Source organism: Micromonospora coxensis (assembly GCF_900090295.1).
GTDB classification, from domain to species: Bacteria; Actinomycetota; Actinomycetes; order Mycobacteriales; family Micromonosporaceae; genus Micromonospora; species Micromonospora coxensis.
Map to the genome: position 1 here is coordinate 2,111,201 of NZ_LT607753.1, position 14,631 is coordinate 2,125,831.

A 14,631-nucleotide genomic window follows, 5' to 3' on the forward strand; every position below is an offset into this window, starting at 1 on the left:
TCGTCGGCCGGAGCCGGCCACCGGCCCCTGCCCTGGGTCAGTTCTGGGCCAGCAGCTCGCCCACGTAGCGTGCCACGGCCCTCACCGTGGCGATGGTGCCGGGGTAGTCCATCCGGGTCGGGCCGAGCACCCCGAGGCCACCGACGATGGTCGCGCCCGGGCCGTACCCGGTGCTGACCACGGAGGCGGCGCGCAGGTTGTCGACCTCGTTCTCGTCGCCGATGAGCACCCGGGTGGTGCTCGGCTCGGCCTCGCCGATCAGCTTGAGGAGCACGACCTCCTCCTCCAGCGCCTCCAGGATGGGCCGCAGCGAGCCCTGGAAGTCGAGCAGGCCGCCCCGGGTCAGGTTGGCGGTGCCGGCCAGCGCGATGCGCTCCTCGTGCCGCTCGACCAGCGTCTCCAGCAGCACGGTGGAGAGCGTGGTCATGGCCGGGCGCAACTGCGGGGACGACTCCTCCACCAGCGCCTGCACCAGCGGCGGGGTCTCCGACAGCCGGCTGCCGACCAGCTTCTCGTTGACCAGCCGGCGCAGGTCGGTGACGTCGTCGGCCGGGATCGGCGCGGGCAGCTCGACCAGCCGCTGCTCGACCCGGCCGGTGTCGGCGATCATGACGAGCATCAGCCGGGTGGTGGAGATCGGCACCAGCTCCAGGTGACGCACCGAGGAGCGGGCCAGCGACGGGTACTGCACCACGGCGACCTGCCGGGTGAGCTGGGCCAGCAGCCGGACGGTGCGGTGCACCACGTCGTCCAGGTCGACCGCGCCGACCAGGAAGCGCTCGATCGCCCGGCGCTCGGCCGGACTGAGCGGCTTGACCCGGGAGAGCCGGTCGACGAAGAGGCGGTAGCCCCGGTCGGTGGGCACCCGGCCGGCGCTGGTGTGCGGCTGCCGGATGTAGCCCTCCTCCTCCAGCACCGCCATGTCGTTGCGGACGGTGGCCGGCGAGACGCCGAGCTGGTGCCGCTCGACCAGAGCCTTGCTGCCGACCGGCTCCTGCGTGGCGACGTAGTCCTCGACGATCGCACGCAGCACGGCGAGCTTGCGGTCGTCGAGACCCATCTCCCCACCTCCTCCACGCGCGTCGGCCCGGAGCGGTCGGGCGCCCGGCTGACGTCACCGGACCGCGCGGACGGCCAACGCTCTGGCACTCGACTGTACCGAGTGCCAGTCTACGTCGGCGTCCCCGCCGACGCGATGATCAGCGACGCACCACCGGTGCGGCCCACCGACCGGACCGCCACGGTAGAGCCGATCAGCCGGACATGCTCGGGCGGTGTCGCTCTGGTGCGCCGTTGCGGAGAGCACCTACCGTGACGTGCATGACTGAACCACCTCGCCCTCCCGGCGCGGGCGGGCCGGACGAACCGACCGCCCCCTTCGGCTCCTCCCCCGAGCCGCCCACCGCACCACTGTCCGGGGCACCGGGCGCGGGCGGGTATCCCCCGCCCGGTGGCTATCCGCCCCCCACCGGTGACCAGCCGCCGACGGGCGGCTACCCCCCGCCGGGCGGCTACCCGCCGCCCGGGGGCTACGACCCGAAGGGGGCCGGTTACCCGACCGGCGGCGCGTACGGCGCTCCGGGCAGCGGGTACGCCACCAGCGACGACAAGACCTGGGCGCTCGTCGCGCACTTCGGCGGGCCGGCCGGCGTGGTGATCGGCGGCAGCCTGCTCGGCTGGGTGGCGCCACTGATCGCGCTCTCCGCCAAGGGCCAGCAGTCGCCCACGGTGCGGGCGCACGCGGTCCCCGCGCTGAACTTCCAGATCACCTGGGCGATCGCCAACGTGGTCGGCTTCATCCTCGCCCTGGTCACCTGCGGGCTCCTCTTCTTCGTCCCGCTGATCACCGCGCTGGTGCCGATCATCTTCGGCATCATCGGCGGCGTGAAGGCCACCGAGGGGGTCGTCTACCGCTACCCGATGTCCGGCAACTTCGTGAAGTGAGCACCGGCCGGCCGGCTCCCCCGGCCGGCCGGGCCCCGGCGGCCGGCTCCGACCCGCTGACCGCCGGGCAGTCCCGTCAGGGCAGCAGGTCGCGCACGACCGCGTCGGCGAGCAGCCGGCCGCGCAGGGTCAGCACGGCCCGCCCCGCCGCGTACCCGCCCGGGTCGAGCAGGCCGTCGGCGAGCGCCCGGTCGGCCCCTGCCCGGCCGGCCGCCGCCAGGGCGTCCAGCGGCAGCCCGGAGGCGAGCCGCAGTCGCAGCATCACGTCCTCCATGTGCGCCTCGTCGGCGGTCAGCACCTCCCGGGCCAGTCCGGGCGACTCCCCCGCGGCGAGGCGCTCGGCGTACGCGGTCGGGTGCTTGACGTTCCACCAGCGCACCCCGCCGACGTGGCTGTGCGCCCCCGGCCCGAGGCCCCACCAGTCCGCGCCGGTCCAGTAGAGCAGGTTGTGCCGGCACCGGGCCGCCTCGGAGCGGGCCCAGTTCGACACCTCGTACCAGGAGAAACCGGCCGCGCCGAGGGCCGCCTCGGCGGCCAGGTAGCGGTCCGCCGCCACGTCGTCGGACGGGTACGGCAGCTCGCCCCGGCGCATGCGGGCGGCGAGCCGGGTGCCGTCCTCCACGATCAGGGCGTACGCGCTGACGTGGTCCACCCCGGCGGCGACCACCTGGTCGAGCGAGGCGGCGAAGTCCGCCGCGCTCTCCCCCGGCGTGCCGTAGATCAGGTCCAGGTTGACGTGGTCGAACCCGGCGTCGCGGGCCTCCCGCGCGGCGGCCACCGCCCGGCCGGCGCTGTGCCGGCGGTCGAGGATCGCCAGCACCCCGGGCGCGGCGGACTGCATGCCCAGCGAGATGCGGGTGTACCCGGCCGCGCGCAGGGTCCGCAGCGACTGCGGGGTCACCGACTCCGGGTTGGCCTCGGTGGTCACCTCGACGTCGGCGGCCAGCCCCCAGGTGCGGTCGACGGCGTCGAGGATCCGGGCCAGGTCGTCCGCGGGCAGCAGGGTCGGGGTGCCGCCGCCGACGAAGACGGTGTCCACCCGGGGCGGCGGGGTGTCGCCGAGCACCCGGGCGGCGAGCGCCAACTCGGCGAGCACGGTGTCCGCGTACGACTCGCGGTCCGCGCCGCCGCCCAGCTCGGCGGCGGTGTACGTGTTGAAGTCGCAGTAGCCGCAGCGGCTGGCGCAGAACGGGACGTGCACGTACACGCCGAAGCCGCGCGCGCCGACCGCGCGCAGGGCGGTGGCGGGCAGCGCACCGTCGGCGGGGACGGTCTCGCCATCTGGAAGGACGCCGGGCATGGCCACTAGTGTGCCCGGCATGACCTCTCCCGACCGCCTCGTGCGGGTCGCCACGGCCCGTGGGGTGACCACGCTCACCCTGGACAGCCCGCACAACCGCAACGCGCTCTCCACCCCGCTGATGACCGAGCTGCTGGACGGGATCGCCGCGGCCGTCGCCGACGAGGCGGTCCGGGTGATCGTGCTCGACCACACCGGCCCGGTCTTCTGCTCCGGCGCGGACCTCAAGGAGACGGCGGCCGCGTACGCCAGCGGCACGGTGCCCGCCGGCATGCTCGGCGACGTGCTGGTGGCGGTCCGGGAGTGCCCGAAGCCGGTGCTGGCGAGGGTGGCCGGTCCGGCGCGGGCCGGCGGGCTGGGCCTGATCGCGGCGGCCGACCTGGCGGTCTGCGCCGAGGAGGCGACGTTCGCCTTCACCGAGGTGCGGATCGGGGTGGTCCCGGCGGTCATCTCCGCCACCGTGCTGCCCCGGCTGCACCCGCGCGCGGCGGCGGAGCTGTACCTGACCGGGGACACCTTCGACGGCCGGCGGGCCGCCGAGGTGGGTCTGGTGACCGCCGCGGTGCCGGCCGTCGAGCTGGACGAGGCGGTCGGGCGGTACTGCGCCTCGCTGGTGCGGGGCGCGCCGAAGGCCCTCGCCGGGACGAAGGACCTGCTGCGCCGCCCGGCCGCCACCGACCTGCGGGCCGAGATCGCCGAACTGTCCGCGATCTCCACCGGCTACTTCCTCTCCGACGAGGGCCGCGAGGGCGTCCTGGCCTTCCGGGAGAAGAGGAACGCGGCCTGGGTGCCGGTGGACTGATCCCGTTTCGTTCCTTTGCTCCCGGGAACGTGAACCGGTCGGCCGACCCCGTTCGACTTTTCGGGACGTACGCTTGGGAACCGTGAAACAGGAGGTGCGGGTGCGAAATCGGGCAATCGTGGCAGCCGGTGTCGTGGTCGCGGTGGTCGCCCTGCTCGGCGTCTACGCCGTCCGGCAGCTCGTCGGCAGTGGACTCCGGCTCCCCATCGCCAGCCGCACCTGCACCGTCCAGGCAGACGGGGAGGTGCTGCTCGACGCCGACCAGATGGCCAACGCCGCCACGATCGCCGCGATCGGCATCCAGCGCGAGATGCCCGAGCGGGCCGTGGTCGTGGCGCTGGCCACCGCGTACCAGGAGTCGGGCCTGCGCAACCTCTCGCACGGCGACCGGGACTCGCTCGGCCTCTTCCAGCAGCGGCCCAGCCAGGGCTGGGGCACCCCGGCCCAGATCCAGGACCAGCGGTACGCGGCGAACCGGTTCTACGCCGCGCTGAAGAAGGTGCGCGGCTGGGAGAAGATGCGGGTCACCGACGCGGCACAGGCCGTGCAGCGGTCGGCCTATCCCACCGCGTACCAGAAGTGGGCGGACGAGTCGGAGGTGCTGACCCGCGCCCTGCTCGGCGAGGCGACCGGCGCGGTCGCCTGCACCGTGGGCCGTACCCCGGCGATGCGGGGCGAGGCGGCGGCCGCCGCGCTGACCCGCGGCCTCACGCTGGACTGGGGCCTGGCGGGCACCGGCCCGGCGGCCGAACTCACCGGGCTCACCGTGCCGGCCGCCGACCCCCGCGACGGCTGGCGGTACGCGCACTGGCTGGTGTCGCACGCCACCGACCACGGGGTGAAGCGGGTCCGCTTCGCCGGCCTGGAGTGGACCGCCGAGGACGGCACCTGGACCAAGGTCTCCGGCGGCCGCCCGGCCGACGCGCAGGTGCTGGCGGAGGTCTTCGCCGAGGGCTGATCAGGGGCGGGCGCCGGCCACCCGGCGACGGACCTTCTCCAGCAGCGGCTCGGGCAGATCGGTGGCGTCGAGCAGCCGGGGCAGCAGCTCGGGCTCCAGGCTCATCGCCCGGAACACCTCGCCGATGGTGACGCCGTGCGCGGGCCGGTCCAGCACCTCGACCGGGTCTCCGGCGCCGATCTCGCCCTCGCGCAGCACCCGCAGGTACGCCCCGGGCGCCGCCCGGGCGGTGAACCGCTTGATCAGATCGGGTACGCCCCAGAAGCCGGCGAAGGTGGCGCACGGGGTACGCGGCTTGGTCACCTGGAGCAGGGTCGAGCCGATCGCCCACTGCTCCCCGATCACCGCGCCGGTCACGTCCACCGCCCAGGTGGTCAGGTTCTCGCCGACCCCGCCGGGCCCGATGGTGCGACCCAGCTCCGTCGACCACCACTCGGCGTCCTCCGCCGCGTACGCGTAGACCGCCTGGTCGGGGCCGCCGTGGTGGGCCCGCTCGCCGATGAAGTCGCCGTCGACCCCGGCGAAGCGCACCGTCACCGGCCCGTCGGCCGGCCGCTTGTCGATCCCGCTGCGACCGCTCGCGTCGCCCGCCCACTGCGCCTCGGTCACCACGCCGAGGTTCACCGCCGCCACCCTGCCCGTCATGGCCGAGAGCCTAGTCACCGGGCCCCGACGCCGTGACCCCGCCGGCACCCGCCCGGCCCCGTCGGGCGCTCCCGGCCCGGCCCCGTCGGGCACTCCCGGTCCGGTCCGCCGGGCGCGTCCGGCCCGCCGGGAGCCGGGCGTCCGCCGGTCAGCCCTTGACCGCGCCCGCGACCAGGCCGGAGACCATCCGGCGCTGCACCAGCAGGAAGAAGACGATCACCGGGAGGGTGAACAGCGTCGAGGCGGCCATCACCGAGCCCCAGGCGGTGTCGTCGCGCCCGAAGAAGAACGTCATCGCCACCGGCAGGGTGTAGCGGTCCTGGTCGTTGACGAAGGTCAGCGCGAAGATCAGCTCGTTCCAGGCGGTGATGAAGGAGAAGATGCTGGTCGCCACCAGCCCCGGGGCGACCAGCGGGAAGAGGATCCGGCGGAAGGTCTGGGCCCGGCTGGCCCCGTCGATCGCCGCCGCCTCCTCCAGCTCCTTGGGCACCGCGGCGACGAAGCCGCGCAGCATCCAGATCGCGAACGGCAGCGAGAAGCCCAGGTACGTCAGGATCAGGCTGGGCAGGGTGTTGTAGAGGCCGAGCCGCTGGATCATCAGGAACAGCGGGATGACCAGCGCCTCCAGCGGGATCATCTGCACCACCAGCAGCATGATCAGGAAACTGGTGCGCAGCGTGAAGCGGAACCGGGCCACCGCGGTGGCGGCCAGCAACGCGACCAGTCCGCTGAGTACCACCGTGCTCACCGCGACGATGACGCTGTTGAGGAAGAAGTCGGCGAAGGTGACGCCGGGGATCAGGTTGCCGGTGAGGATCTCCCGGTAGTGCGCCAGCGTCGGCTCGGCCGGCACCGGTCGCGGCGTGGTGGAGAAGATCTCCTCGTTCGGCTTGAGCGACGTGGCGATCATCCAGTAGACGGGGAACGCCGCGAAGAGCGCCACCAGCAGGCCCGCGCAGTTGAGGGCGACCTTCTTCACTACTCGTCCTCCTGCTTGAGCACCATCCGGACGTACAGGCCGGTCACCACCAGCAGGATCAGCGTGAGGATGACCGCGATCGCCGAGCCCACGCCGTACTTGGGCGGCGGCGAGAACGCCTCGGCGTACGAGTAGATGGAGAGCATGAACGTGGGCCGGTCCTGGGTGCCGCCGGCGAGCACGAACTGCTGGGTGAAGACCTTGAAGTCCCAGATGGTGGAGAGCACCACCAGGATGCCGAAGACCGGTCGCAGCAACGGGAAGGTGATCTTCCAGAACACCTTCCACGGGCCGGCGCCGTCGACCCGGGCCGCCTCGTGCAGCTCGCTGGGCACGCTCTTCAGCCCGGCCAGCACGCTCACCGCGATGAACGGAAACGAGTGCCAGACCACCACCAGGGTCAGGATGGCGAAGAAGAGCAGCGGTGAGTTGAACCAGCCGTAGCCGGTCCAGTCGCTGCGCCCGAAGAGCGTCTGCGACAGCCCGTCGGGCAGCTTGTTGAACAGCCAGGTGACCAGGCCGCTGGTGTCGTCGAAGATCCACTTCCAGACGATGGTGCCGGTCAGCGCCGGAGTCGCCCAGGCGAGCATCACGCAGCTCGCCACGAAGGTGGCCATCTTCCTGCCGAGCCGGTTGAGCAGCAGCCCGACCAGGGTGCCGAGGATCATCGTCAGCGCCACGTTCGCCGCCGCGAACAGCACCGTGTTGCGCAGCACCGTACGGAAGAACGGGTCGGCGAGGATCTGGGTGTAGTTGGCCAGCCCGACCCAGGGCCACTCGCGGTCGCCGCGCAACTGCCGGACGCTGTCCAGCTTGTAGAACGACATCGCCACCACCTGGCCCAGCGGCCAGAGCAGCAGCACCCCGATGATCACCAGGCAGGGCAGCAGGAGCAGATACGGCAGGCGGTCCACGCGGGGCCGCCGCCGCGCGGGGGTCTCCCGCGCGGCGGCCGTCCCGGTGTCCTCGGTCAGCGTGGTCACTTGGCGTTGAGGATGCTTTCCATCTCGGCGGCCGCGTCGGTGGTGGCCTGCTCGACCGTCTTCTGCCCCTTCATCACGGAGCTGTTCATCGCCTGGGTCACCGTCTTGGTCCGGCTGACCTCGACCCACTTCGGGGTGAGCGGGGTGACCTTGGTGTTCTGCATGGTGGTGGCGAACGCGGCCATCAGCTTGTCGTTGGCGTAGTTCCCGCCGCTGACCAGGTCGGAGTAGACCGGGAAGAAGCCGAGGCTGCCGGCGAAGGTCTGCGCGTTCTTCTTGTTCAGCAGGACGGTCAGGTAGTCCCAGGCCAGGTCCTGCTTCTTGCTGTCCTGCCAGAGGGCGATGTCCGAGCCACCGGCGAAGGCCGGGGCCGGCTTGCCGTCCGGGCCGGGGATGGGGAAGGTGCCCCAGACCTTCTCGATCTCGGGGTTGTCCTTCTTGATCGCGTTGGCCTGCCAGCTGCCCGCGAAGGCCATCGCCGCCTTGCCGGTGGCGAACTGGGTGCGGGCGTCGATCTCGTTCCAGCCGGCGGCGGCCGGCGGAGCGACCTTGTGCACGGTCACCAGGTCGGTCCAGAACTTGACCGCCTTCTGCGCCTCCGGCGTGGTGTAGCCGGACTTCCAGCTCCCGCCCTGGTTGGTGGCGATCTCGCCGCCGGCGCCCCAGAGGAAGGAGTAGAAGGGCAGCTCGGAGTTGCCCGGCAGGGCGATGCCGTAGGTGCCCGGCTTCTTGGCCTGCACCGCCTTGGCGGCGGCGACCAGCTCGTCCCAGTTCTTCGGCGGCTGCACGCCGGCCTCGGCGAACCAGTCGGTGCGGTAGTAGATGGCGCGGACGCCGGCGTACCACGGCACGCCGTACTGCTTGCCGTCGAGCTGCGCGTTCTTCACGAGGTCGGGCAGGATGTCCTTGCTCTCCGCCCAGCCGGACATCCGGCCGCTGACGTCGGCGAGCGCCTCCTGGGCCGCCCAGCCCTGGGTCTCGGTGTTGCCCAGCTCGGTGACGTCCGGGCCCTCACCACCGGCGAGCGCCGCCTGGAACTTCTTCGGCGCTTCCAGCCAGGGGATGTACTGCACCACCACGTCGGTGTCCGGGTGCTTCTGCCGGAACTCGGTCTCGACGCCGTCGAGGAACTTCGTCTGGGCGTCGCTCCCCTCGCCCATCATCCAGACCGTCAGCTTGCTGTTGTCGGCCGCCTCGTCGTCGCCCGAGCCTCCGCATCCGGCGAGCACCATCGCGGCCGAGGCCACGACGGCGGTGACCGGAGCCAGCCGCTTCCACCTGTTCACGCCACTTCTCCCTCGCGCCGTCTGGCACTAACCTTCTCTGCCGCACCCTAGTAGGAAAAATTCCTTTACGACAGGGGTGGCGACGGGCGAGGCGACCGTACCGCAGCCGGCGCGGGGCGGGGCAGGCCAGGCGAACCACTGCGCGGGTACGCCGAACGGGCGCCCGACCTGACGGTCGGGCGCCCGTTGAGCGTGCGGTGCGGTGAATTACCGGTGGGTGACGCTGCGGCGACGACCCACGCCGGCCACCAGGGCCACGGCGATGGCGGCGAGCACGACCTGCACCAGCAGCTCGCCCCAGTCGACACCGGCGGTCTCGGTCGCGATGCCCATGGCGCGGGCGAGCACGGTGCCCAGCAGGGCGGCGCCGACGCCGATCAGCATGTGCAGCCAGATCGGCATGTTCTGGCGGCCCGGCACGACCAGGCGGCCCAGAGCGCCGACGATGAGACCGACAACGATCGCGGTCAGGATGCCCCAGACGGTGAACTCCACGACCGTCCTCCTTCTCTAGGTATGTCACACGATGTGTGGTTCCTGTCGTGATCGATAGGTTCCCGATGCCGCCGAATCCCAAACCGGTCCCGAGAACGATCAGGCGACGAGAAGTCACGAGCAGCACTCGCCGCCACCGCCCACGGGTGGCGGGCGGGGCATCGTCTCCCGTTCGCCGCCGGACGCCGACGTCACGGCAGGCCCGGCCGCGAGCGGGCCGGTCGGCGCGAACGCGAGCCCGCCAGTCGGCGCGAACGCGAGCCCGCCGGTCGGGGCGAACGCGAGCCCGCCGGTCGGCGCGAACGCGAGCCCGCCGGTCGGCGCGAACGCGAGCGGGCGCCCGTCCCCGAGGGGTACGGGCGCCCGCTGAGCGTGCGGTGCGGTGAATTACCGGTGGGTGACGCTGCGGCGACGACCCACGCCGGCCACCAGGGCCACGGCGATGGCGGCGAGCACGACCTGCACCAGCAGCTCGCCCCAGTCGACACCGGCGGTCTCGGTCGCGATGCCCATGGCGCGGGCGAGCACGGTGCCCAGCAGGGCGGCGCCGATACCGATCAGCATGTGCAGCCAGATCGGCATGTTCTGGCGGCCCGGCACGACCAGGCGGCCCAGAGCGCCGACGATGAGACCAACAACGATCGCGGTGATGATGCCCCAAACGGTGAGCTCCACGGTCGCCCTCCTCCTCAAGATTGAGTCACACGGTGCGTGTGGTTCCTGTCGTGACCGCTAAGTTCCCGACCGCCCGAAAAACCAAACCGACTCACCGGCCGAGGCGTCGCCCGCCGTCGATCCGAACGGTCTGCGTCGCTTACTGCCGGGCAGACGAAAGCCCAGCTCAGACAGGCTTCCGGCGGGCGGCGGCGGGGCCACCGGGCGGCTGGAAAAATCCTGAGAAAGCTGAGAGGAAGCTGAGAGCCGGGTACGGAAACGGCCGGCGTCCCTCCTCGCTGGGGACGCCGGCCGTGACTCGTCGTGTCGGTGGACGCTACTTCTTGCCGGGCGCCTTGCCGTCGCCGGAGTCGGACGAGAGGGCGGCGATGAAGGCCTCCTGGGGAACCTCCACCCGGCCGACCATCTTCATCCGCTTCTTGCCCTCCTTCTGCTTCTCCAGCAGCTTGCGCTTACGGCTGATGTCACCGCCGTAGCACTTGGCGAGCACGTCCTTGCGGATGGCACGGATGGTCTCCCGGGCGATCACCCGGCTGCCGATCGCCGCCTGGATCGGCACCTCGAACTGCTGGCGCGGGATCAGGTTGCGCAGCTTCGCGGCGATCGTGGTGCCGTACGAGTACGCCTTGTCCTTGTGCACGATCGCGCTGAACGCGTCCACCGGCTCGCCGTGCAGGAGGATGTCCACCTTGACCAGGTCGGACGCCTGCTCGCCGGAGGGCTCGTAGTCCAGCGACGCGTACCCCTTGGTCCGGCTCTTGAGCTGGTCGAAGAAGTCGAAGATGATCTCCGCCAGGGGGAGCGTGTAGCGCAGCTCCACCCGGTCGGCGGAGAGGTAGTCCATGCCCAGCAGGTTGCCCCGGCGGCCCTGGCAGAGCTCCATCACCGCGCCGACGTAGTCGTTCGGGGTGAGCACGGTGGCCCGCACCGTCGGCTCGTACACCTCGGCGATCTTGCCGGTCGGGTACTCGCTCGGGTTGGTGACCACGACCTCCTCGCCGTCCTCCTGGATGGCGCGGTAGACCACGTTGGGCGCGGTGGAGATGAGGTCGAGGTTGAACTCGCGCTCCAGCCGCTCCCGGATGATCTCCAGGTGCAGCAGGCCGAGGAAGCCGCAGCGGAAGCCGAAGCCGAGCGCGCCCGAGGTCTCCGGCTCGTACACCAGCGCGGCGTCGTTGAGCTTGAGCTTGTCCAGCGCGTCGCGCAGGTTCGGGTAGTCCGAGCCGTCGATCGGGTACAGACCCGAGTAGACCATCGGCTTCGGGTCCTTGTAACCGCCCAGGGCCTCCGTCGCCGGCCGGGAGTTGATGGTGACCGTGTCACCGACCCGGGACTGGCGGACGTCCTTCACGCCGGTGATCAGGTAGCCCACCTCGCCGACACCGAGCGCGTCGGCCTTCACCATCTCCGGCGAGATGACGCCGATCTCCAGCAGCTCGTGCACCGCCCCGGTGGACATCATCTTGATCCGGTCGCGGGCGCTGATCCGGCCGTCGATCACCCGGACGTAGGTGACCACGCCCCGGTAGACGTCGTACACCGAGTCGAAGATCATGGCCCGGGCGGGCGCCTCGGCGTCGCCGACCGGCGGCGTGAACTGCCGGACGATCTCGTCGAGCAGGTACGGCACGCCCTCGCCGGTCTTGCCCGAGACCCTGATGCAGTCCGCCGGGTCGCCACCGATCAGGTGGGCCAGCTCCTCGGCGTACTTCTCGGGCTGGGCGGCCGGCAGGTCGATCTTGTTGAGCACCGGGATGATGCGCAGGTCGTTCTCGAGCGCCAGGTAGAGGTTGGCCAGGGTCTGCGCCTCGATCCCCTGCGCAGCGTCGACCAGCAGGATTGCGCCCTCGCAGGCGGCCAGCGAGCGGGACACCTCGTAGGTGAAGTCGACGTGCCCCGGGGTGTCGATCATGTTGAGCACGGCGGCCTCGCCGGTCCGGTCGCCCTCCCGGATGGTCCAGGGCATCCGGACGGCCTGGCTCTTGATGGTGATGCCGCGCTCGCGCTCGATGTCCATCCGGTCGAGGTACTGCGCGCGCATCTGCCGGGGGTCGACCACGCCGGTGAGCTGCAGCATCCGGTCGGCCAGGGTCGACTTCCCGTGGTCGATGTGGGCGATGATGCAGAAGTTCCGGATGCGCGCCGGGTCGGTGGCACCAGGAGCGTTCGCGCCGGGATCGAGCGTCGGTGGCACAGCGGTCCGTTCTGGTCGGCTGACGTGAGCGGGCCGGCGCGCCGCCGGCCCCCTCTATGCTCCCACGTCGCTCGGGACGCGGTCCGATCACTCCTGGGGTGCCCCCGAGGCGCGCCGCTCGGCCCGTGCCCGCGACGGCCGTGCGGGGGTCCTCTCCCCGGCCCCGCGGCTCACTCCGCCGGCGGCTCGACGAAGAGGGCGGCCAGCCGGGGCAGCCGCCGTCGCGCCTCGTCCTCGTCGTCGAAGTCCCAGAAGTCGTTGAGGTCGGGCGCCGCGACCGGGTCACGCTCCGCCGGCAGTTCGGCCGCGGTCGCCTTCCGGTACGCCTGCCAGGGCACCGCCAGCATGTCCTCGCACTCGAACTCCTCCCCGCTGAGCGCGGCGGCCCGGACCCGCGGCAGCTCCGCCAGCGAGTCGGGGTCGCCGACCGCCCGGGCGAAGACCGCCCGGCCCTGGGTCATCAGCCAGCCCCGGAAGTACTCGAAGCCGTCGTCGGAGGCGCCACCGTTGATCAGGTAGGCCGCACCCCACAGGTCGACCTTGTACGAGGCGGCGAGCACCCGCCGCTGGTGGTGGGCGTACCCGACGATCTCCTCCGGATCGCGCTCGGCGAGCAGGGCGACCGCGCGGGCGGCGACCGCGTCGGGCTCGCCGCCCGCGCCGGTCCGGGCCTGGTCGATCAGGTGCCAGAAGTCGTCGGTCCTCATGGCCTGGCAGTCTCCCAGACCCGCTCCCGGCCCTGCCCCGAGCCGGGCAGCCGGACGACGCGGCGAGTCGCGGGTCCGGCGGTCGGCCCACCGGCGGCGACTGCCATCTGCGGCACGGCGACCTGCCGATCGTGGTCCCCGGGGCCGGGGCCGCGGGCGACACCGGCCGGCGCGGTCGGGCAGCATGAGGGGCGTGACCGTGCTGCCGCCGCCGTACCACGCGACCGCCGTGCGGCCCGACTGGTCGGCGCTGCCGGCCGGGCTGCGGGCCGCGGTGACCGCCCGGCTGGGCGCGCCGGTGGTGGCGGCGCGCACCGCGACGGCCGGCTTCACCGGCGGCTTCGCCGCCGTGCTGGAGACCGCCGACGGGGGCACGGTCTTCATCAAGGCCGCCGACCATGCCCACCAGGGCCACCTCGTCGACTGGTACGCCCGGGAGGCCGCCGTCCTCGGCCGGCTCCCCGCCGGCCTGCCGGTCCCCCGCCCCCGGTGGGCGCTGGACGCGGCCGGCTGGCACGCGCTCTGCCTGGACGCGATCGACGGTCGGCCGCCGCGCCTGCCCTGGATCCCCGCCGAACTGGACGCCGTCCTCACCGGGTACGCCGAGGTCGCCGCCGTCCTGGCCGCACCGCCCGCCGGGCTCGCCGCGCCGGGCCTGCCGCACCTGGCCGACCTGCTCCGCGACGACGTCCTGTGGTGGGGCGAGGTGGCCGTCGGCCGGGAGCCGATGCCGCCCGCGCCCGAGGCGGCCCGCACCCGGCTGTCCGACCTGGTCGCGCTGGAGTCCCGGCTGCCCGGGTACGCCGCCGCCGCACCCGGCCTGGCCCACGGCGACCTGCGGGTGGACAACGTGCTGCTGGACGCGGACGGGCGGGCCTGGTTCTGCGACTGGAACTGGCTCTGCCACGGCCCCGCCTGGTTCGACCTGGTCGGCCTGCTGCTCACCGGGTACGCCGACGGGCTGCCGGTGGACGCGCTCTTCGCCGCCCATCCGGCGGCGGCCGACGCCCCGCCGGACGCCCTGGATGTGACGTTGGCCGCGCTGGCCGGGTACTTCCTGACCTCGGCCGCCGCCGTCCCACCCGATGCGGCGGGGCCGGTCGCCGCGCCGCCGGTCTCCCCGTACCTGCGGGCGCACCAGCGCTTCAGCGGGGCGCAGGCGCTCGGCTGGCTGGCCGTCCGGCAGGGGTGGGCGTAGCCGTTTTGGCTCGTCCCGGCGGACCTGGTAACCTGGCTCTTCGCGCAGCGATGACGCATGCTCGTCGCGCGCTGAAGCAGACCGAAACCCGAGCTATCAAGACGAGGCTGTCGCGTGGCGAACATCAAGTCCCAGATCAAGCGCAACCGGCAGAACGAGAAGCGCCGGCTGCGTAACAAGTCGGTCAAGTCGTCGCTGAAGACCGCCATCCGGAAGTTCCACGAGGCTGCGGAGGCCGGCGACGCCGAGAAGGCCACCGTCCTCATGCGTGAGGCCACCCGCAAGCTGGACAAGGCCGCCAGCAAGGGCGTCATCCACGCCAACCAGGCGGCGAACCGGAAGTCGGCGATCGCCAAGCGCGTCGGCTCGCTCTCGGTCTGACCGAGCGACCTCCAGACCCGACCGCAAGCCCCGGGGCCACCGCCCCGGGGCTTGCGGCTGTCCGCACGTCGCAGGATCGGGCGG

15 protein-coding genes are annotated in these 14,631 nt (G+C 72.5%); 5 read left to right on the forward strand and 10 right to left on the reverse strand.

Annotation, left to right across the window (positions count from 1 at the left end):
* Nucleotides 1-37: 37 nt before the first annotated feature.
* Complete coding sequence (gene hrcA / locus GA0070614_RS09360; protein ID WP_088975589.1) at nucleotides 38-1,060, reverse strand: heat-inducible transcriptional repressor HrcA; 1,023 nt, start codon at nucleotides 1,058-1,060, stop codon at nucleotides 38-40.
* A 260-nt stretch (nucleotides 1,061-1,320) separates the two neighbouring features.
* Between hrcA and GA0070614_RS09365 the strand changes: the two genes are divergently transcribed.
* Nucleotides 1,321-1,944 carry a DUF4870 domain-containing protein gene (locus tag GA0070614_RS09365; protein ID WP_088975590.1) on the forward strand — a complete coding sequence of 208 codons (624 nt, stop codon included), beginning with the start codon at nucleotides 1,321-1,323 and terminating at the stop codon, nucleotides 1,942-1,944.
* A 76-nt stretch (nucleotides 1,945-2,020) separates the two neighbouring features.
* On the opposite strand, the gene hemW is transcribed toward GA0070614_RS09365, so the two are convergent.
* Nucleotides 2,021-3,244 (reverse strand): radical SAM family heme chaperone HemW, encoded by a 1,224-nt coding sequence (hemW, locus tag GA0070614_RS09370; protein WP_172892582.1) that lies wholly within the window; start codon nucleotides 3,242-3,244, stop codon nucleotides 2,021-2,023.
* 19 nt (nucleotides 3,245-3,263) lie between these two features.
* Here hemW and GA0070614_RS09375 point away from each other — a divergent pair, with 19 nt between their 5' ends.
* Both GA0070614_RS09375 and GA0070614_RS09380 read left to right on the forward strand, forming a co-directional pair.
* Nucleotides 3,264-4,046 carry an enoyl-CoA hydratase-related protein gene (locus GA0070614_RS09375; protein WP_088979335.1) on the forward strand — a complete coding sequence of 261 codons (783 nt, stop codon included), beginning with the start codon at nucleotides 3,264-3,266 and terminating at the stop codon, nucleotides 4,044-4,046.
* Nucleotides 4,047-4,140: 94 nt separating this feature from the next.
* Nucleotides 4,141-5,004: a hypothetical protein gene (locus tag GA0070614_RS09380; RefSeq protein WP_088975592.1), complete on the forward strand. Its 864-nt coding sequence runs from the start codon at nucleotides 4,141-4,143 to the stop codon at nucleotides 5,002-5,004.
* Here the strand turns inward: GA0070614_RS09380 and GA0070614_RS09385 are convergent, their stop codons facing one another.
* The 8 genes from GA0070614_RS09385 to GA0070614_RS09425 form a co-directional block, all read right to left on the reverse strand.
* The gene (locus tag GA0070614_RS09385) at nucleotides 5,005-5,649 is read right to left on the reverse strand and encodes an MOSC domain-containing protein (RefSeq protein WP_088975593.1); all 645 of its coding nucleotides are present in this window, start codon (nucleotides 5,647-5,649) and stop codon (nucleotides 5,005-5,007) included.
* Between the two features lie 148 nt (nucleotides 5,650-5,797).
* A complete protein-coding gene (locus GA0070614_RS09390; protein WP_088975594.1) occupies nucleotides 5,798-6,628 on the reverse strand; it encodes a carbohydrate ABC transporter permease in 831 nt (276 codons plus the stop codon).
* The gene (locus tag GA0070614_RS09395) at nucleotides 6,628-7,611 is read right to left on the reverse strand and encodes a carbohydrate ABC transporter permease (protein ID WP_088975595.1); all 984 of its coding nucleotides are present in this window, start codon (nucleotides 7,609-7,611) and stop codon (nucleotides 6,628-6,630) included. The genes GA0070614_RS09390 and GA0070614_RS09395 overlap by 1 nt, the downstream gene beginning before the upstream one ends.
* Nucleotides 7,608-8,897, reverse strand: coding sequence for a sugar ABC transporter substrate-binding protein (locus GA0070614_RS09400; RefSeq protein ID WP_088975596.1), 1,290 nt, complete (start codon nucleotides 8,895-8,897; stop codon nucleotides 7,608-7,610). Before GA0070614_RS09400 ends, GA0070614_RS09395 begins: the two co-directional genes overlap by 4 nt.
* Nucleotides 8,898-9,104: 207 nt before the next feature.
* Entirely contained in the window at nucleotides 9,105-9,392 is a 288-nt protein-coding gene (locus GA0070614_RS09405; protein WP_088975597.1) for a GlsB/YeaQ/YmgE family stress response membrane protein, read from the reverse strand.
* A 387-nt stretch (nucleotides 9,393-9,779) separates the two neighbouring features.
* Nucleotides 9,780-10,067: a GlsB/YeaQ/YmgE family stress response membrane protein gene (locus tag GA0070614_RS09415; RefSeq protein WP_043966762.1), complete on the reverse strand. Its 288-nt coding sequence runs from the start codon at nucleotides 10,065-10,067 to the stop codon at nucleotides 9,780-9,782.
* Nucleotides 10,068-10,383: 316 nt separating this feature from the next.
* A complete protein-coding gene (gene lepA / locus GA0070614_RS09420) occupies nucleotides 10,384-12,261 on the reverse strand; it encodes a translation elongation factor 4 (RefSeq protein WP_088975599.1) in 1,878 nt (625 codons plus the stop codon).
* A 170-nt stretch (nucleotides 12,262-12,431) separates the two neighbouring features.
* A complete protein-coding gene (locus GA0070614_RS09425; RefSeq protein ID WP_088975600.1) occupies nucleotides 12,432-12,968 on the reverse strand; it encodes a DUF4240 domain-containing protein in 537 nt (178 codons plus the stop codon).
* Between the two features lie 184 nt (nucleotides 12,969-13,152).
* On the opposite strand from GA0070614_RS09425, the gene GA0070614_RS09430 reads away from it, so the two are divergent.
* Nucleotides 13,153-14,166 (forward strand): phosphotransferase, encoded by a 1,014-nt coding sequence (locus tag GA0070614_RS09430; protein WP_088975601.1) that lies wholly within the window; start codon nucleotides 13,153-13,155, stop codon nucleotides 14,164-14,166.
* Nucleotides 14,167-14,280: 114 nt separating this feature from the next.
* Nucleotides 14,281-14,547, forward strand: a complete 267-nt coding sequence (gene rpsT, locus GA0070614_RS09435) for a 30S ribosomal protein S20 (RefSeq protein ID WP_088975602.1) — start codon at nucleotides 14,281-14,283, stop codon at nucleotides 14,545-14,547.
* Nucleotides 14,548-14,631: the final 84 nt, after the last annotated feature.